Consider the following 21462-nt stretch of genomic DNA (forward strand, 5'->3'; position numbering starts at 1 on the left):
CTTGGGGCGTCCGGAAATCCACGGTGGTTTGGGGGGCTTGCTCAGGACGCACCGAGATCACCGTCCAGCAGGGCGTAGAGCTCGTCGTCAGTCGCCTCGTCGAGGTTGTCGACCGCCGCCGGGCCGTCCGCCCGGGGGGTGTCCACCTGCGCGAGCAGCTTCCGCAACCGTCCGGCGAGCTGTGTGCGGGTGTCCTCGGCGGTGATCGCGGACAGCGCGACCTCCAGCCGGTCGAGGTCCCCGAACACCGCCAACTGCGTGTTCTCCACGGGTAGTTCAGTGAGCAGGTAGTCGGCCAGGGCGGCCGGGGTCGGATAGTCGAAGATCAGCGTGGCCGGCAGTCGCAGTCCGGTGGCCGCGGTGAGCCCGTTGCGCAGTTCCACCGCGGTCAGCGAGTCGAATCCCAGGTCGCCGAAGGTCTTGTCCTCCTCGACGGCCTGGGCACTCGCGTGGCCGAGCACGGTGGCGGCGTGTGCCCGGACCACGTCGAGCAGCACCGCCTCCCGCTCCGCCACGGTCAGCCCGGCCAGCCGTTCCCGGAGCGAGGGGCCTTCGGTCGCGACGGCCGCCGGCCGTGTCGCGCCGCGGATCAGGCCGCGCAGCAGCGCGGGGACCGGCGCGCGGACCGCGTCGATGTCCAGGCTGATCGGCACCACCGCAGGCTCGGCCAGGGTGTGCGCCGCGTCGAACAACGCCAGGCCCAGCTCCGGGGTCAGTCCGCCGACCCCGGACCGCTGCATCCTGGTCAGGTCGGTGTCGCCGAGGTCGCCTGCCATGCCGCCGGCCTGCGCCCAAAGGCCCCAGGCCAGCGAAACCGCGGGGCGCCCCTGGTCGGCGCGGTGGCGTGCGAGCGCGTCCAGGAAGGCGTTGGCCGCCGCGTAATTGGCCTGGCCGGCGCTGCCCATGGTGGCCGCGGCCGACGAGAACAGCGCGAACATCGCCAGGTCCGTGTCGCCCGTCAGCTCGTGCAGGTTGAGCGCGGCGTCCACCTTGGGCCGCAGCACGGTGTCGATCCGCTCCGGCGTCAGTCCTTCGAGAACGCCGTCGTCGAGCACGCCCGCGGTGTGCACCACCGCGGTGAGCGGATGCTCAGCGGGCACCTCGGCCAGCAGTGCGGCCAAGGCGTCCCGATCGGCCACGTCACAGGCCGCCACCCGCGCCTCGGCGCCCAACTCGGCCAGTTCTACGACGAGTTCCTTGGCACCGGGGGCGGCTTCGCCACGGCGGCTGGTCAGCAGCAGCCGCCGGACGCCGTATGCGGTGACCAGGTGCCGGGAGACCAGTCGGCCGAGGGTGCCGGTGGCGCCGGTGACCAGCGCCGTACCGGCCGGGTCCAGCTTCGGCGCCGCGTCCTGCACCGGCTGCCCGACCCTGGCCAGCCTGGCCCCGAGCACGGCTCCCTTGCGCACCGCGAGCTGCGGTTCTCCGGTGGCCAGCGCGGCCCCGAGGGCCTGGTGGGAGACGGCTCGGCCGTCGGTGTCGACCAGCACGAAGCGGTCCGGGTGCTCGGACTGCGCCGAGCGGATCAGACCCCACACGGCGGCGCCGGCCAGGTCCGACAGTTCGTCGTCCGCGCCCGTGGCGACCGCGCCTCGGGTCATCAGAACCAGCCGTGACGCGCCGAACCGCTCGTCGGCGAGCCACCGTTGGACCAGTTCCAGCGCCCGGTGCGTGGCGGCGCGCACCGCGTCGCCGTGCGGCGGCCCCGCCGTCCCGCCGGCCGTGACCAGCACCAGTTCCGGAACGTCGGTCGCGGCGAGAGCGGCCAGGTCGTCACCCACCTGCACCGCGCAGCCGCCGTCCCGCAGTCCGGCGGCGAGGTCCTCGGTGGCGTCGAGCAGTGCCACCCGGGCGGTGGCCGGTCCGGTCCGGAGCTCGGACCAGTCCACCCGGAAGAGCGCGTCGTGGTGCGCGGCCTTGGCGCTGTTGAGCTGTTCCACGGACAACGGGCGCAGCACCAGCGACTCGATCGATGCCACCGGCGCACCGGTGCCGTCGGCCACCAGTACCGACACCGCGTCCTGCCCGGCAGGTGAGATCCGTACCCGCAACGCACCCGCACCATGGCCGTGCAGCGCCACGCCACGCCACGCGAACGGCAGCCGGACCGGGCCGGAGTCGGCGAAGAAGTCGCCCTTGCCGACCGCGTGCAGTGCGGCGTCGAGCAGCGCGGGGTGCAGCCCGAACCGGGCCGCGTCGGCCTGGTTGGCCTGCGGCAGGGCGACCTCGGCGAACACCTCGTCGCCGCACCGCCAGGCCGCGCGCAGGCCCTGGAACGCCGGCCCATAGCCGTAACCGGACTCCACCAGGCGCTGGTAGTAGCCATCGACGTCCACCGCCACCGACTCCGCCGGCGGCCACACGCCGCCGAGTCCGCTGGTCGGCGCCGGCGCGGCCGCGGTCAGCGTCCCGCTGGCGTGCCGGGTCCACGGCTGGTCCTCGCCGCGTGCGGGTCGGGAGTGCACCCGTACCGGGCGCGCCCCCGTCTGGTCCGGTTCGCCGACGGTGACGCGCAGCTGGACACCGCCCCGCTCCGGCAGGATCAACGGCGCCTCAAGGGTCAGCTCCTCCAACAGACCACAACCGACCCGCACACCGGCATGCACCGCCAACTCCACAAACGCGGTACCCGGCAACAACACCGAACCCATCACGACGTGATCGGCCAACCACCCATGGGAGGACACCGCCAACCGCCCGGTGAACACCAACCCCTCAGGCAACTCAACCGCCGCACCCAACAACGGATGCTCCGCCGACACCAAACCCGCCGACGCCACATCCGCCACATCCACACCCGAGTCCAACCAATACCGCTCCCGCTGGAAGGCATACGTCGGCAGATCCACCCGACGGCCGTTCCCCAGCGCCCGCGACCAGTCCACCGACACACCACGCGCATACGCACGACCGACCGCCGTGGTGAGGGCTTCGGCCTCCGGGCGACCGTCGCGCAGGACGGGGACGAACGCCTTACCGTCCGGCTCGCTGACGCAGTCCTGGGCGAGAGCGGTCAGCGTGCCGTCCGGGCCGAGCTCGACGTACGTCGTCACACCCGCGTCTTCCAGCGCCCGTATCCCGTCACGGAAGCGGACGCACTGACGGACGTGCCGGACCCAGAAGTCCGCGGTGCCGATCTCCTCGCCGGTAACCACCGCACCGGTCAGATTGGACACGATCGGAATGCGCGGAGCCGCGTAAGCCAGCCCCTCCGCGACCTTGCGGAACTCCTCCAACATGCCGTCCATGTGCGGCGAATGGAACGCGTGGCTCACCGCGAGCCGCTTGGTCTTACGGCCCTGCCGCTCAAAACCGGCAGCGATCTCCAGAACCGCGTCCTCGTCACCGGCGACGACAACCGACGTCGGACCGTTGACCGCGGCGACGCTCACACCCTCGACCAGCAGCGGCGCGACCTCGCCCTCCGGCGCCTGGACCGCCACCATCGCACCACCCGACGGCAACTCCTGCATCAGACGACCACGAGCCGCCACCAGCGTGCAGGCGTCCTCCAACGACAACGCGCCCGCAACATGCGCCGCCGCCAACTCACCGATCGAATGCCCCGCCACGAAGTCGGGCTTGACACCCCACGACTCCACCAACCGGAACAACGCCACCTCAACAGCAAACAGCGCAGGCTGCGTGTACGCCGTCTGATCCAGCAAGGCCCCCTCACCCTCGCCGAACAGCACATCCTTCAGCGGACGTTCGAGATCGGCGTCGAAACGCCCGCACACCTCGTCCAACGCCGCCGCAAACACCGGAAAGGACTCATACAACTCACGCCCCATCCCGACCCGCTGCGAACCCTGACCACTGAACAAGAACGCCAACCGGCCCTCGGACACCACACCACGCACCACCCCGGACGCCGAAGCACCCGAAGCCAACGCGGCAAGCCCACTGCGGAAGTCGTCCCGACCCGCGCCGACGAGCACCGCACGATGCCCCAGCGCGGTACGCGTCGTCGCCAACGAGAACGCCACATCGACCGGGTTCAGCCCGGGCCTGGCATCCACGAACGAGAGCAAGCGCGCCGCCTGCGCACGCAGCGCCGACTGGGACTTGCCCGACACCGTCCACGGCACCACACCACCGGCAACGGCAGGCGCCTCGCCAGCAACCTCGTCCTGGTTGTCGGCCTGGTTGTCGTCCTGGTCCTGGTCCTCGGCGGGGGCCTGCTCCAAGATCACATGCGCATTGGTGCCGCTGACCCCGAACGACGACACGGCAGCCCGACGCGGCCGTCCCGCGTCGGGCCAGTCAACCCGCTCCGTCAGCAGCGACACCGCACCGGCGGTCCAGTCGACATTCGACGACGGCGCGTCCACATGCAGGGTCTTCGGCAACACACCGTGCCGCATGGACTGCACCATCTTGATCACACCTGCCACACCGGATGCGGCCTGGGTGTGCCCGATGTTCGACTTCAGCGAGCCGAGCAGCAGCGGTTGTTCGCGGTCCTGGCCGTACGTGGCCAGCAGTGCCTGCGCCTCGATCGGGTCACCGAGCCGGGTGCCGGTGCCGTGCGCCTCCACCGCGTCCACGTCCGACGGGGTCAGCCGCGCGTTGGTCAGTGCCTGGCGGATCACCCGCTGCTGGGCAGGGCCACTCGGCGCGGAGAGGCCGTTGCTCGCACCATCCTGGTTGATCGCCGAACCACGGACGAGGGCGAGCACCCGGTGTCCGTTGCGGCGGGCGTCGGAGAGCCGCTCCAACAGCAGCACACCGACGCCCTCGCCCCAGCCGGTGCCGTCCGCCGCCTCCGCGAACGACTTGCACCGACCGTCCGGCGCGAGCCCGCGCTGACGGCTGAACTCGATGAAGGCACCGGGGTTGGCCATGACCGCGGCCCCGCCGACCAGCGCCAGGGTGCATTCCTGCTGGCGCAGCACCTGGCACGCGAGGTGCAGGGCGACCAGGGACGACGAACACGCGGTGTCCAACGTGACCGCGGGACCCTCCAGGCCGAGGGTGTAGGCCACCCGCCCGGAAAGGACAGCGGAGGCGTTGCCGGTCAGCACGTAGCCTTCGGTGCCCTCCGGCGCCTGCCGTGCCCCCGGCCCGTAGCCCTGGTACGACGCGCCGACGAACACCCCGGTGCGACTGCCGCGCACCGAAGCCAGGTCGATGTCCGCCCGCTCGAAGACCTCCCAGGACGCCTCCAGCAGCAGCCGCTGCTGCGGGTCCATCGCCAGCGCCTCACGCGGCGAGATCCCGAAGAACTCGGCGTCGAATTCGGCGGCGTCGGCGACGAAGCCGCCCTCACGCGCATACGACGTGCCGGGGTGGTCCGGGTCCGGGTGGTACAGCCCCTCGATGTCCCAGCCGCGGTCCTCGGGCAGTCCGACGACCGCGTCCCGGCCCTCGTCGACCAGCCGCCACAGGTCCTCCGGCGACTCCACGTCACCCGGATACCGGCAGGCCATGCCCACGATCGCGATCGGCTCCCGCGCAGCGGCGGTGAGTTGCCGGTGTTGTTGCCGGAGCCGTTCGGTCTCCTTCAGTGAGGCTCGCAGCGCCTCGAACACCTTCTCATTGGAGGCAGCCATCATGAGCTCCACGGTTCGGCGGATTCGGCTTCACCCAGCGCCATCCGCAACAGGTCGTCATGGTCCATCGAGTCGATCGAGTCGAGCCGTTCCCGGCTGTCCGAGCTCTCCGCGGCCTCTGCGGCGTCGGATGCCCCGGCGAGTTCCAGGAGTGCGTCCAGCAGACCCGCCGCGCGCAGTTCGGCCAGCGGAACCGCGGCGAGCGCCTGCCGGATACGGGCCTCTTCCGGATCGAGCGTCGGCTCGGAGTCGCCCTCCGGCGCCAGTTCGGCGCGCAGGCGCTCCACCAGCGCGGTGGGCGTCGGATGGTCGAACACCAGCGTGGGGGGCAACTTCAGCCCGGTCGCGGCGTTCAGCCGGTTCCGTAGTTCCACCGCGGTCAGCGAGTCGAAGCCCAGCTCGCGGAACGCCCTGGTGGCCTCCACCGTGTCCGCCGAGGAGTGGCCGAGCACAGCGGCGACCTGGCCCCGCACCAGCTCCAGGAGGGTCCGGGCCTGCTCGCTGTCCGGCAGCCCCGCCAGTCGCTCCCGCAGTGCCGCGCCGGCGTCCGTGCCCTCGGTCTCCGCTCCGGCCGCGTCCCGGACCTCGGGCAGGTCCTCGATCAGCGGACGACGACGCGCCGCCGTGAAGCCGGGCACGAACCGTGCCCAGTCCACATCGGCCACGGCGACGAACGGTTCCGCCTGGCCGACCGCCTGGCGCAGTGCCGCGATCGCCAGTTCCGGCGCCATCGCCCGCAGGCCGCGGCGGAGGAGGAACTCCTCGTTGGTCCCCTCGGCCATGCCCGCACCGGCCCACAGGCCCCAGGCCACCGACGTGGCGGGCAGGCCACGGCCGCGGCGCTGCTGTGCGAACCCGTCCAGGAACGCGTTGGCCGCGGCGTAGGCGGCCAACCCGCCGCTGCCCCAGACCCCCGCGTTCGACGAGAACAGCACGAAGGCGTCCAAGGCATCGTTGTCCAGCAGGGCGTCCAGGTGCAGCGCACCGCCGACCTTCGCGGCGAGCACATCGGCGAACTCGGCCGTCGTGGTGCCCGCCAGCGGCGCTCCGTCGCCGACACCGGCGGCGTGCACCACCGCGCGGATCGGTTCGCCCTGTGCGGTCAGTCGCTCCACCAACGCCGCCACCGACGACCGGTCCGCGACGTCGCACGCCTCGACGAGCACCTCGGGGCCGAGCGCGGCCAGTTCGTCGCGCAGCTCGACCGCACCGGGCGCGTCCAGGCCACGGCGGCTGGTCAGCACCAGTCGCTCCGCGCCGGCTCCGGCAAGCCACCTGGCGACGTGCGCGCCCAGCGCGCCGGTGCCGCCGGTGACCAGCACCGTGCCGCGCGGCTGCCAGTCCGGCGCGGACGCGGTGCCGAGCGGCGCGTGTGCCAGGCGACGCGCGAATACGCCCGCGGGGCGAACCGCCACCTGGTCCTCGTCGTCGAGCCCGGCCAGCACCCCGGCCAGAACGGTCGCCGTCCGCTCATCGTGCACCTCGGGCAGGTCGACCAAGCCGCCCCAGCGTTCCGGGTGCTCCAGGCCGAACACCCGCCCGAGGCCCCAGATTTGGGCCTGTTCCGAGTCGACCTCCTCGCCCGACGCGGTGGCAACCGCGCCCCGGGTGCCGATCCACAGCGGCGCGGACACCTCCGCATCACCGAGCGCCTGCACCAGAGCCACCGTGGCGGCGACATGGGCGGGCAACACCGGATGCGCCGGATGCGCGACGCCGGTCTGCCCGAGGAAGGAGAACACCCCGTCGATCTGGGCATCGGCCGCCAGCTCACGCAGCCGTGCGGCGAGCGTCGCCCGGTCCGCCGAGCCCGGATCGAGCTCCAGGTGGACGAGCTCCGCCCCATGCGCCGTGAGCGCGTCGAACGTCTCGGTCCGCTCGCCGGTCGTCACCACCAGCCACGTACCGGAAAGCTTCGGTGCCGAGGGGTTGGCAACCCGCTTCCAGTCGATCCGGTAGCGCCACGAGTCCACCGTGTTCTTCTCGCGACGGGTCTGGCGCCAGGCGGACATGGCGGGCAGCACCGCACTGAGCGGAGCATCCGCGTCAACCCGCAGCGCAGCCGCCAGCTCCGGTACGTCCGCACGCTCGACGGCCGCCCAGAACTCGTCGTCCAACGGGTCAGCCTGTCCCGGATAGCCGGCTTCCAGCCAGTAGCGCTGGCGCTGGAAGGCGTACGTGGGCAGGTCGTCCACGCGGCGGGCGCCGGTGAAGACGGCCGTCCAGTCGACGGTCGCCCCGTGCACGTGGGCTTCGGCCAGCGAGAGCAGGAACCGGTCCAGGCCGCCTTCGTCGCGGCGCAGGGAGCCCAGGGCCACGATCTGCTCGGACGTCTCCTGGATGCCCATCGCCAGCACCGGATGCGCACTGGACTCCACGAAGAGGCGGTGGCCGTGCTCGGCGAGCAGCTGCACGGTCTCCTCGAACCGGACCGTCTGCCGCAGGTTGCGGTACCAGTACTCGGCATCCAGCACGCTGGTGTCGATCCGCTCCACCGTCACCGTCGAGTAGAACGGCACCTGCGACGGACGCGGGCTGATGTCCGCGAGGATCGTCAGGAGCTCGTCGCGGATCTCCTCCACATGCGCCGAATGCGACGCGTAATCCACCGGGATACGGCGAGCCCGGACACCGGACTCCTCACAGTCACCGAGGAGTTCATCCAGCGCATCAACATCGCCGGAGACGACAATCGAACCCGGACCGTTGACGGCGGCGATGGAGATCCGACCGTCCCAACGCTGAAGGCGTTCGGCGACCTCGTCTGCGGGGAGGGAGACGGACACCATCCCGCCCCGACCGGACAGGGCCAGCAGCGCCTTACTCCGCAGCGCAACAACCCGCGCGGCATCCTCCAGCGACAACGCACCCGCCACGCATGCCGCGGCGATCTCACCCTGCGAATGGCCAACGACAGCGGCCGGCTCGACACCGTACGAACGCCACAACGCCGCCAGGGAGACCATCACCGCGAACAGCACAGGCTGAACAACATCAACCCGCTCCAACGCCTCAGCGTCGCCGAGCACATCCAACAGGGACCACTCGATGTGCGGGGCAAGAGCCTGCGCGCACGCCCGCATCGAGTCCGCGAACACCGGCGAGGAGTCCAGAAGCTCCGCGGCCATGCCCACCCACTGCGAACCCTGACCAGGGAAGACGAACACCGCACGGTCACCCGCCACAGTGCCCTGCACCACACCAGGCGCCGCAGTCGCATCCGCCAGCGCAGCCAGGCCGCCACGGAACGCAGCCAGGTCAGCACCGACCACCGCAGCACGATGCTCGAAGGCAGCACGCCCTGCAGCGAGCGACAAGCCCACATCCACCGGGTCCAGCTCGGGCATCGAGTCCACGTACGACAGCAACCGGGCCGCCTGCGCACGCAAAGCCGCCTCGGTCTTGCCCGAGACCACCCACGGCACCACACCCGGCACCACACCCGGCGTCGGCGCGGCAACGGCCTGCGCCTCAACCGGCGGTGCCTCCTCCAGGATCACATGGGCGTTCGTGCCGCTCATTCCGAACGACGACACCGCGGCCCGCCGCGGCGCATCCGTCCGCGGCCACTCCACCTGCTCCGTCAGCAGAGAGACGGCACCGGCCGACCAGTCCACCTTGGGCGTCGGCTCGTCCACGTGCAGCGTCTTCGGCAACACACCGTGCCGCATCGCCAACACCATCTTCATCACACCGGCCACACCAGCGGCGGCCTGCGTGTGCCCGATGTTCGACTTCAACGACCCCAGCCACAACGCCCGTTCGCGATCCTGACCGTAGGTGGCCAGCAGCGCCTGGGCCTCGATCGGGTCACCGAGACTGGTACCGGTGCCGTGCGCCTCGACCACGTCGACCTGGCGTGCCGAGAGTCGCGCGTTCGCCAGCGCCGCCCGGATCACCCGGACCTGCGACGGGCCGTTGGGGGCCGTCAGCCCGTTGCTCGCGCCGTCGGAGTTCACCGCCGATCCACGCAGCACGGCCAGCACCGGATGCCCGTTCCGGCGGGCGTCCGACAGCCGCTCCAGGACGAGCATGCCGGCGCCCTCGGAGGGGCCGAACCCGTCCGCGGCGGCCGAGAACGCCTTGCAGCGGCCGTCCGCGGCCACCCCGCCCTGGCGGCTGAACTCGATGAAGGTGTCCGGGCCCGACATGACGGTGACGCCACCGCTCAGTGCGAGTGTGCACTCGCCCTTGCGCAGTGACTGGGCCGCCAGGTGGAGCGCGACCAGCGACGAGGAACACGCGGTGTCCACGGTGAAGCTGGGGCCTTCGAAGCCGAGCACGTAGGCGATCCGCCCGGACACGAAGCTGCTCGCGCCGCCGGTGAGCAGGAACCCGTCGAGGTTCTGGTCGGATCGCCGGATGCCCTCGACGTAGCCGGAGTACCAGGCGCCGGCGAAGACACCGACCTGGCTGCCGCGCAGGGAGCCCGGGTCGATCCCGGCCCGTTCGAACGCCTCCCAGGAGGTTTCCAGCAGCAACCGCTGCTGGGGGTCCATCGCCAGCGCCTCACGCGGCGAGATCCCGAAGAACGCCGGATCGAACTCGCCCGCGTCGTAGAGGAACCCACCTTCCTTGGTGTACGAGGTCCCGCGCTCGGCGTCCTCGGCGTGCAGGGCGCCGAGGTCCCAGCCGCGGTCGGTCGGGAAGGCCGAGAGCGCGTCGCCGCCGGAGGAGACCAGCTGCCAGAGGTCCTCCGGCGAGGCGACCCCGCCGGGGAAGCGGCACGCCATGCCGACCACCGCGATCGGCTCGTGCTCCTTCTCCTTGACCTGGCGCAGCCGCTCGGTGGCGTCGTCCAGGTCGGTCACCACGCGCTTGAGGTACGCCCGAAGCTTCTCTTCGCTCGCCATCACAACTCACGTCCCCACTTGCTGTCGATCAGGTCGAAGATCTCGTCATCGGACGCGGACTCGATCTGTTCCGCGACCCCTCGGCCGTCCACATCGCCCCGCACGTCGTCCCATTGGGACAGCAGGGACTTCAGGCGCGCGGTGATGTCGGCGCGTGCCTGTTCGTCCGGTGCGATGGCGCTCATGTCGTCCGGCACGAGCGCGGCGAGCGTCGCCTCCAGGCGTTCCAGCTCGGTCAGCAACGAGCTGCCGTCAGCGGCCTCGTCGCCCAGGAGCTCGGCGCGCAGGAGTTCGGCGAGCGCGGTCGGGGTCGGGTAGTCGAAGACCAGCGTCGGTGGCAGGCGCAGGCCGGTGGCCGCGTTGAGGCGGTTGCGCAGTTCGACGGCGGTCAGCGAGTCGAATCCGACCTCCTGGAAGGCCCGTCCTGGCTCGATCGCGGCTCCGGAGGCGTGTCCGAGCACGGTCGCGACATGGGTCCGTACCAGGTCGAGCAGGACCCGACCGCGATCCGCCTCCGGCGTCTCGGCCAGCCGCTGTGCCAGCGACGGGCCGTGCGAGGCGGTGGCGCCGGCCTCGACCATCCGCCGGACCGGACCGCGGGCGAGACCTCGCAGCGACGGCGGCACATCCGCGGCGCGCAGGGTTCGGGTGTCCAGGCGCATCGGTACGACGGTGGCCTCGGGCCGTCCGATCGCCGCGTCGAACAACGCCAGACCCTCGTCAACCGACAACGCACCCACACCAACCCGCGTCATCCGCTGCACATCGACATCCCCAAGATGCCCCGTCATCCCACTGGAACGAGCCCACAACCCCCACGCCAACGACACACCCGACAAACCCAACGCACGACGATGCGCAGCCAACCCATCAAGAAACACATTCGCCGCCGCGTAATTCGCCTGCCCCGCACCACCCAACGTCCCCGACACCGACGAGAACAACACAAACAACGACAGATCAAGACCAGCCGTCAACTCATGCAAATTCCACGCCGCATCCACCTTCGGCCGCAACACCGCAGCCAACCGCTCCGCAGACAACGACCCCACCACACCGTCATCCAACACACCCGCCGCATGCACCACCGCAGTCAACGGATGCTCCCGCGAAACCCCCGCCAACACCCCAGCCAACTCATCACGATCAGCCGCATCACACGCCGCCACCGACACCGACGCACCCAACCCCGTCAGCTCCGCAACCAACTCCGCAGCCCCCGGAGCCTCCACACCCCGCCGGCCCACCAACACCAACCGACGCACACCATGCTCCACCACCAGATGCCGGGCCACCAACCCACCCAACACACCAGTAGCACCCGTGACCAGCGCAGTCCCCTCCGGATCCACCCCACGCGGCACCGTCAACACCAACTTGCCCACATGCCGCGCCTGACTCAAGAAACGCAACGCCTCCGGAGCACGCCGCACATCCCAACCCCGCACCGGCAACGGCCGCAACACACCACGACCGAACAACCCCACCAACTCACCCAACATCTCGGCGATGCGGTCGGGCCCGGCGTCCATCAGGTCGAACGCGCGATAGGTCACGCCGGGGTGCGAGTCAGCGACCTGCTCGGCGTCCCGGACATCGGTCTTGCCCATCTCCACGAACCGGCCGCCCCTCGGCAGCAGCCGCAGCGAGGCGTCCACGAACTCCCGGGCCAGGGAGTCCAGTACGACGTCTACGCCCTGGCCGTCCGTGGCACTGCGGAAGCTCTCCTCGAAGTCGAGGGTGCGCGACGACGCGATGTGCGCGTCATCGAAGCCCAGCGAGCGCAGCACGTCCCACTTGCCGGGGCTCGCGGTCCCGAAGACCTCGGCACCCCAATGCCGCGCGAGCTGCACCGCGGCCATACCCACACCACCCGCGGCGGCATGGATCAGCACCGACTCACCCGCGCGCAACCCGGCGAGGTCCTTGAGCGCGTAGTAGGCGGTGAGGAACACCACCGGCACCGAGGCCGCCTGCGTGAACGACCACCCCGACGGCATCCTGGTGACCAGTCGGTGATCGGTCACGCTGACCCGGCCGAACGCGCCGGAGAGCAGGCCCATCACTGTGTCGCCGGGGGCGAGACCGGTCACTCCCGGCCCGACCTCCAGCACAACGCCCGCGCCCTCGCTGCCCATCAGGGCCTCGTCCGGGTACATGCCGAGGGCGATCAGCACATCGCGGAAGTTCAGGCCCGCGGCCCGCACCTCGATCCGCACCTGGCCCTCGGCCAGTGGTTCGGTGTCGGCCGTGCACTCGGTGAGGGCCAGGTTCTCCAGGGTGCCCTTCTCCGCGATGTCCAGCCGCCATGCCGGGCTGTTCGGCGGCACCAGCGAACCGTCGCCGGTGACCCGCACCAGGCGCGGCGCGGACACCACGCCCTCGCGGACGGCCAGTTGGGGTTCGCCGGTCGCCAGCGCCGCAGCAACCACCTGGTACGAGGCGTCGTGCTCGTCCAGGTCCAGCGCCACCAACCGGTCCGGATTCTCCAGCTGCGCGGACCGGACCAGGCCCCACAGCGGGGCATGCACGAGGTCCGACACGTCCTGCGACTCTCCGGCGGCGACGGCACCCCTGGTGACCAGCACCAACCGCGACTCCGCGAACCGCTCGTCCGCCAACCACGCCTGGACGATCCCCAGCGCGGCACCCGTGGCCCCGTGCACCTCAGCGGGCGACAGACCGGCGCCGTGGTTCGGCGGGAAGGTCACGAACACCAGCTCCGGCACGGCATCCGCTGCGCCGAGGACGGCCAGGTCCGGGTAGGCGTCGAGTTCGACACCCGAGGTGGCCAGCTCGGCCTGAAGCTTGAGCTCGTCCGCACCGATCAACGCCCAACGGCCGTGCCCTGCCTCAGGGTTCGCCGGGCTCGCCGGGACAGCCGGGTTCTCCGCGACCGGGATGTCCGACCAGTCCAACCGGAACAGCGAGTCGTGCGTAGCGGCATCGGCCACTGCCAACTGCTCCTCGGTCACCGGACGCAGCACCAGTGACGCCACCGACGCCACCGGTTCGCCGCTGCTGTCGGCGACCGCGAGCGCCACCGCGTCCTGGCCGGCCCGGGACACCTTCACCCGCAACGCGGCGGCACCAGCCGCGTGCAGATGCACCCCGCTCCAGGCGAACGGAAGGTAGCCGTGCTCGGCGTTCGGCAGGAAGTCACCGAGACCGACCGCCTGAACCGCGGCGTCCAGCAGGGCGGGATGCAGCCCGAACCGGGCCGCGCCGTCCTGCTGCTCCGGCGCCAGAGCGACTTCGGCGAAGACCTCGTCACCGCGCCGCCAGGCCGCACGCAGACCCTGGAACGTCGGGCCGTAGTCATAGCCCTGTGCGGCCAGGTACTCGTAGCGTCCGGACAGGTCGACGGCGACCGCCCCGGCGGGGGGCCAGCTGCCGTCTTCGGGGGCCACGGTGCCCTGGTCGGCGTTCAGCGTGCCGGTGGCGTGCCGCGTCCACGGACCGTCGTCACCCTGGCGGGAGTGCAGGTGCAGCGCCCGGCGACCGGAGTCGTCCGCCGCGTCGATCACCAGTTGCAGATGGACACCACCGCGCTCGGGCAAGACCAGCGGCGCTTCCAAGGTGAGTTCTTCCAGGTGGCCACAGCCGACCTGGTCCCCGGCGCGGATCGCAAGCTCGACGAAAGCCGTACCGGGCAACAGCACCGAGCCCATCACGGTGTGATCGGCCAGCCACGGGTGGGTGGCGAGCGACAAGCGCCCCGCGAACAGGAAGCCATCCGCCTCCGCCAGCGGGACAGCGGCACCCAGCAGCGGGTGATCCGCGGAGTCGAGACCAACGGCGGAGAGGTCGCCCATCCGGCCCGCAACCGCTTCCGGCCAGTAGCGCTGGCGCTGGAAGGCGTAGGTGGGCAGGTCGTCCACGCGGCGAGCGTCGGGGAACACGGTCTGCCAGTCGACGGTCGCACCGTGCACGTGGGCTTCGGCCAGGGACAGCAGGAACCGGTCCAGGCCGCCTTCGTCGCGGCGCAGGGACCCGAGGGCCACGATCTGCTCGGACGTTTCCTGGATGCCCATCGCCAGTACCGGGTGTGCGCTGGACTCAACGAAGAGGCGGTGGCCGTGCTCGGCGAGCAGCTGCACGGTCTCCTCGAACCGGACCGTCTGCCGCAGGTTGCGATACCAGTACTCGGCATCCAGCACGCTGGTGTCGATCCGCTCCACCGTCACCGTGGAGTAGAACGGCACCTGCGACGGACGGGGACTGATGCCCGCCAGGATGCTCAGGAGCTCCTCGCGGATCTCCTCCACATGCGCCGAATGCGACGCGTAGTCCACCGGGATACGGCGAGCCCGGACCCCGGACTCCTCACAGTCAACGAGGAGTTCGTCGAGCGCATCGACGTCGCCGGAGACGACAATCGAGCCCGGACCGTTGACGGCGGCGATAGAGATCCGACCGTCCCACCGCTCAAGACGCTCGGCGACCTCATCAACCGGCAGCGAGACGGACACCATGCCGCCGCGACCGGACAGGGCCAGCAGCGCCTTACTCCGCAACGCCACAACCCGCGCAGCATCATCCAGCGAAAGCGCACCCGCCACGCACGCGGCAGCAATCTCACCCTGCGAATGGCCGACGACGGCGGCCGGCTCGACGCCGTACGAACGCCACAACGCGGCCAGGGAGACCATCACCGCGAACAGCACGGGCTGAACAACATCAACCCGCTCCAACGCCTCAGCGTCGGCGAGTACGTCCAGCAGGGACCACTCGATGTGCGGGGCAAGGGCCTGCGCGCATGCCCGCATCGAGTCCGCGAACACCGGTGAGGAGTCCAAGAGCTCCGCGGCCATGCCCACCCACTGCGAACCCTGACCGGGGAAGACGAACACGACCTTGCGGCCGCCCGCGACGCCCTGCACCAGATGGGGAGCGGAACCGGCGTCCGCGAGCGCGGCGAGTCCGGAGCGGAAGGCAGCCAGGTCGGCCCCGACCACCGCAGCGCGATGCTCGAAGGCTGCGCGCCCGGCCGCCAGTGAGAGGCCCGCTTCCGCCGGGTTCAAACCAGGCGTGGCATCCACGTACGACAGCAGGCGGGATGCCTGCGCACGCAGCGCGGCCTCGGTCTTGCCCGAGACCACCCACGGCACCACACCCGGCACCACACCCACCGGCGCCGCACCAGCCGACGCCGCAACCGGCTCCGCCTCAACCTGCGGCGGCGCCTCCTCCAGAATCACATGCGCATTCGTGCCGCTGATCCCGAACGACGACACCGCGGCCCGCCGCGGCGCGCCCGTCTGCGGCCACTCCACCTGTTCCGTCAGCAACGACACCGCGCCCGCGGACCAGTCCACCTCAGGGGTCGGCTCGTCCACGTGCAGCGTCTTCGGCAGCACACCGTGCCGCATCGCCAACACCATCTTCATCACACCGGCCACACCAGCGGCGGCCTGCGTGTGCCCGATGTTCGACTTCAACGACCCCAACCACAACGCCCGTTCGCGACCCTGACCGTAGGTGGCCAGCAGTGCCTGGGCCTCGATCGGGTCACCCAGCGTCGTGCCGGTGCCGTGCGCCTCCACCACATCGACGTCCGACGTGCCAAGGCCCGCGTTGGCCAGCGCCTGGCGGATCACCCGCTGCTGCGACGGACCGTTCGGCGCCGTCAGACCGTTGGACGCACCGTCCTGGTTCACCGCGGAACCCCGCAGCACCGCCAACACCGGATGCCCGTTGCGACGTGCGTCGGACAACCGCTCCAGCGCCAGCATGCCCGCGCCCTCGGCGAGGCCGAAGCCTGACGCCCCGGCGGCGAAGGCCCTGGACCGACCGTCCTCGGACAGGCCGTTCTGGCGGCTGAACTCGAAGAACATGTCCGGGGTGGACATCACCGTCACGCCGCCGGCCAACGCCAGTTCGCACTCGCCCTGCCGCAGCGCCTGCGCCGCCAGGTGAAGCGCGACCAGCGACGAGGAACACGCCGTGTCCACCGTCACCGCCGGTCCTTCGAGGCCGAACGTGTACGAAACCCTGCCCGACAGCACACTCGCACCGTTACCGGTCGCCAGATAGCCGTCAAAGGTGTCCTGGTCGCTCTGCAGCAGCGGCATGTAGTGCTGGCCGTTGGTACCCGCGAACACGCCGACCTGCTTGCCGCGCACCAACGCCGGGTCGATTCCGGCCCGTTCGAACGCCTCCCAGGAGGTTTCGAGCAGCAGCCGGTGCTGCGGGTCCATCGCCAACGCCTCACGCGGCGAGATCCCGAAGAACGCCGGGTCGAACTCGTCCGCGTCGTGCAGGAATCCGCCGTGGCGGACGTAGGAGGAACCGGACCGCTGGCGGGTGGGGTCGTAGAACGCGTCGATGTCCCAGCCGCGGTTCTCCGGCAACCCGGTCACCGCGTCGTGGCCGCCCTCGACCAGCTGCCACAGTTCCTCCGGTGTGCGCACGTCGCCGGGGAAGCGGCAGCCCATGCCCACGATCGCGATCGGCTCGTCGTCCACCGGCGCGACGGTCGCCACCGCGGCGACCGCACGGTCCGAACCGACCAGTTCGGCGCGCAGGAACTCGGCGAGCGCCACCGGGGTCGGGTAGTCGAAGACCAGCGTGGCGGGCAGCTTGAGTCCGGTGGCCGTGTTGAGCCGGTTGCGCAGGTCCACCGCGGTCAGCGAGTCGAAGCCCAGCTCACGGAAGGCGCGCTCGACCGCCACGGCGTCCGTGCTGGCGTGGTCGAGGACCGCCGCCAAGTGGTCGCGCACCAGGTCGAGCACGATCCGCTGCTGCTCCGGCTCGGCCAGTCCGGACAGACTGCGCACCAGTTCGGAAGCGGTCGTCGACTGCTCGTCCTTGCCCTGTTCCGCCGCGGCCAGGATGCGCTTCACGTCGGGCAGCTCGGCGAACAGCGGGCTCGGCCGCAGCGCCGTGAACCCCGGCAGGAACCGGTCCCAGTCCACGTCCGCGACCGCCACGAACGGCTCGTTGTGATCGAGGACCTGCTGGAGCACGGTGAGCGCCAGGTCGGGCGCCATCGCCCGCACGCCACGCTTGCGCAGGAACTCCGCACCGTCCGCGTCGGCGGCGGTCTCCGAGCCCTGCCACGGGCTCCAGGCCACCGAAAGGGCCCGCGCACCGGTGGCCCTGCGCCGCTCGGCCAGTGCGTCCAGGAACGCGTTGCCCGCCGCGTAGGCGCTCTGGCGGCCGCTGCCCCAGACACCGGCGACCGAGGAGAAGTAGACAACGACGTCGAGAGAGTCGTAGTCGAGAAGTTCGTCGAGGTGCGCGGCGCCGGAGACCCGAGAGGACAACACCTGGGCGAAGTCGCCGAGTTCGGTCTCGGCCAGCGCGGACATCTCGGCGGCGGGAGAGGAGTGTGCCACGGCGGTGAGCTGATGCTCGGCGGGCACCGAGGCCAGCAGCCGTGCGACCGCGTCCCGGTCGGTCACGTCGCAGACGGCGACGGTGACCTTCGCGCCCAGTTCGGCCAGCTCGGCCTCCAGGTCGGCGGTGTCCCGCGGGTCGGGGCTGGTCAACAGCAGGTGTTCCGCGCCCTGTTGGGCGAGCCACAGCGCAACCCTGGCACCCAGCGGTTCGGTACCGCCGGTCACCAGCACGGTGCCGGACGGCCGCCACTTGCGAAGGCCGCGCTCCGCTACCGGAGCCGGCTGGAGCCGCCGCACGAACACACCGGCGGAACGCACCGCGAGCTGGTCCTCGTCACCCGCACCGGCCAGCACGCCGACCAGTCGGGTCGCCGCCCGGTCGTCGAGGGCCTCGGGCAGGTCCACCAGTCCGCCCCAGCGTTCCGGGTGCTCCAGGGCCGCGACCCGGCCGAGCCCCCAGACCTGTGCCTGCGCCGGGTTGAACACCTGGTCGGAGCCGCCCACGGACACCGCGCCCCGGGTGACGCACCACAAGGGCGCGTCGATCCCGGCATCCCCCAGGGCCTGCACCAGCGCGACCGTTCCGGCCACACCGACGGACAGCGCGGGGTGCAGCGGGTGCGCCTCATCGGCCGGACCGAGCAGGGACAGCACACCGGACAGCTCGATGTCGGACGGCAGAGCGGCCCGCAGGGCCTCCCGGTCGACGTCGGTCACCTCGGCCTCGACCACGTGCGCGCCGTGCGCGGTCAGCGCCGCGACGGTGGCGGTCGTCCACTCGTCGGTGCGCCCGGCGGGCCGCACCACGAGCCAGTTCCCGGACAGGCGCGCGGCGGTGGTCTCGCCGATCGCATGCCATGCGACGCCGTAACGCCAGGAGTTCACCGTGGACTCCTCGGCGCGGGCACGCCGCCATGCGGACATCGCGGGCAGCACCTTGCTCAGCGGGTCAGCGCCGTCCACGTTCAGCGTGTCCGTCACACGCTCCAGGTCTTCGCGCTCCACCGCGCGCCAGAACTCGGCATCGACCGAATCCACCGCCCCTGCCGGACTGCCCGCGTCGAGCCAGTAGCGCTGGCGCTGGAAGGCGTAGGTGGGCAGGTCGTCCACGCGGCGGGCGCCGGGGAACACGGTCTGCCAGTCGACGCTCACGCCCTGCACGTGGGCTTCGGCCAGCGACAGCAGGAACCGGTCCAGGCCGCCCTCGTCACGCCGCAGGGAGCCGATCGCAGTCACCTGCTCGGACGTCTCCTGCACACCCAGCGTGAGCACGGGGTGTGCGCTGGACTCGACGAAGAGGCGGTGTCCCTGCTCGGCGAGCAGTTGCACGGTCTCCTCGAACCGAACCGTCTGCCGCAGGTTGCGGTACCAGTACTCGGCATCCAGCACGCTGGTGTCGATCCGCTCCACCGTCACCGTGGAGTAGAACGGCACCTGCGAGGGGCGCGGGGTGATGTCGGCCAGGATCGTCAGGAGCTCGTCGCGGATCTCCTCCACATGCGCCGAGTGGGACGCGTAGTCCACCGGGATACGGCGAGCCCGGACCCCGGACTCCTCACAGTCGGCCAGGAGCTCGTCCAGCGCGTCAACGTCACCGGAGACCACGATCGAACCCGGGCCATTCACCGCAGCGACGGAGATCCGACCGTCCCAACGCTCAAGACGCTCGGCGACCTCATCAACCGGCAGCGAGACGGACACCATGCCGCCCCGACCGGACAGGGCCAGCAGCGCCTTACTCCGCAACGCAACAACCCGCGCAGCATCCTCCAGCGACAACGCACCCGCCACACACGCAGCAGCAATCTCACCCTGCGAATGACCCACCACAGCGGCCGGCTCAACACCGTACGAACGCCACAACGCCGCCAGCGACACCATCACCGCAAACAGCACAGGCTGAACAACATCAACCCGCTCCAACGCCTCAGCGTCAGCGAGCACATCCAACAGGGACCACTCGACATGCGGCGCAAGGGCCTGCGCGCACGCCCGCATCGACTCCGCGAACACCGGCGAGGAGTCCAAAAGCTCCACCGCCATGCCCACCCACTGCGAACCCTGACCAGGGAAGACGAACACCGCACGGTCATCTGCCGTTGCGCTGCCCCGTACGGCGCCGTTTGCGTCACCGGTCGCCAGGGCCTCCAGGCCGGCGCGGAGGGAGTCCAGGTCGGCGGCAACCAATGCGCCCCGGTGTTCGAGCGCGACCCGGCCGGTCGCCAGTGAGAAGCCCACGTCCGTCGGGCGCAGGTCGGGCGTCGAGTCCACGTAGGACAGCAGGCGGGCGGCCTGCGCGCGCAGCGCCTGCTCGGTCGCGCCGGACAGCACCAAGGGCACGACGCCGGTGACCGGCCTCGACTGCGAATCCGACTTCGGCTCCGACTTCAGCTCCGGCTTCGGTTCCGACTCCGGCTCGGCAGCGGGCGGCTGCTCCAGTACGACATGCGCGTTGGTGCCGCTGACTCCGAACGACGAAACGCCGGCACGCCGCGGTTCGCCGGTCTGCGGCCACTCGATCTGCTCGGTCAGCAGAGAGACGGCACCGGCCGACCAGTCGACCTTGGGCGTCGGCTCGTCCACGTGCAGCGTCTTCGGCAGCACACCGTGCCGCATCGCCATGACCATCTTCACCACGCCGCCGACGCCGGCCGCGGCCTGGGAGTGCCCGATGTTGGACTTGAACGACCCGAGCCACAAGGGCCGTTCACGATCCTGGCCGTAGGTGGCCAGGATCGCCTGCGCCTCGATCGGGTCGCCGAGGGTGGTGCCGGTGCCGTGCGCCTCCACGGCGTCCACCTGCTGGGGCGTCAACCCGGCGCTGTCCAGTGCCTGGCGGATGACGCGCTGCTGCGCGGGGCCGTTGGGCGCGGTCAGGCCGCTGCTCGCACCGTCCTGGTTGACCGCGGTGCCGCGCACCACGGCCAGCACCGGATGCCCGTTGCGCTGCGCGTCGGACAACCGCTCCACCAGCAGCATCCCCGCGCCCTCGGACCATGCGGTGCCGTCCGCCGCGCCGGCGAACGACTTGCAGCGTCCGTCCCCGGCCAGTCCGCGCTGCCTGCTGAACTCCACGAACGCGGCCGGGGTGGACATCACGGTGACGCCACCGGCCAACGCCAGTGTGCACTCGCCCTTGCGCAGTGACTGCGCGGCCAGGTGCAGGGCCACCAGGGACGACGAGCACGCCGTGTCGATGGTGACCGCGGGACCTTCCAGACCGAAGGTGTAGGCGATGCGTCCGGAGACGACACTGCCCGAGTTGCCCGTGCCGAGGTAGCCCTCGACACCGTCGGGTACTTCGTGCAGCCGGGTCGCGTAGTCGTGGTACATCAGTCCGGCGAACACACCCGTCCGGCTGCCGGACAGCGCGGTCGGCGCGATACCGGCCCGCTCGAACGCCTCCCAGGAGGTCTCCAGCAGCAGCCGCTGCTGCGGGTCCATCGCCAGCGCCTCACGCGGCGAGATCCCGAAGAGCGCCGGGTCGAACTCGGCCGCGTCGTGCAGGAAACCGCTCTCCCGGACGTAGCTGGTGCCGGTGTGGTCCGGGTCCGGGTCGTAGAGCGCGGCCAGGTCCCAACCGCGGTCGGTCGGGAACGGCGAGATCGCGTCGCCACCGTCGGCCACCAGCTGCCACAGGTCTTCCGGGGAGTTCACGCCTCCCGGGTAGCGGCAGCTCATGCCGATGATCGCGATGGGTTCCTGTTCCCC

At 71.1% G+C, this 21462-nt stretch carries 3 protein-coding genes; all 3 read right to left on the reverse strand.

Annotation, left to right across the window (positions count from 1 at the left end; all coding sequences use genetic code 11):
- Positions 1-41 precede the first annotated feature (41 nt).
- The 3 genes from MOV08_RS16400 to MOV08_RS16410 are packed head-to-tail and all read right to left on the reverse strand — an operon-like array spanning position 42 to position 21447.
- Entirely contained in the window at positions 42-5555 is a 5514-nt protein-coding gene (locus MOV08_RS16400) for a type I polyketide synthase (protein WP_275307871.1), read from the reverse strand.
- A complete protein-coding gene (locus MOV08_RS16405; RefSeq protein ID WP_275307872.1) occupies positions 5555-10408 on the reverse strand; it encodes a type I polyketide synthase in 4854 nt (1617 codons plus the stop codon). Before MOV08_RS16405 ends, MOV08_RS16400 begins: the two co-directional genes overlap by 1 nt.
- Positions 10408-21447, reverse strand: coding sequence for a type I polyketide synthase (locus MOV08_RS16410; RefSeq protein WP_476718408.1), 11040 nt, complete (start codon positions 21445-21447; stop codon positions 10408-10410). Before MOV08_RS16410 ends, MOV08_RS16405 begins: the two co-directional genes overlap by 1 nt.
- Positions 21448-21462 lie beyond the last annotated feature (15 nt).

Source organism: Streptomyces yunnanensis (genome assembly GCF_029011865.1).
Lineage (GTDB): Bacteria > Actinomycetota > Actinomycetes > Streptomycetales > Streptomycetaceae > Streptomyces > Streptomyces yunnanensis.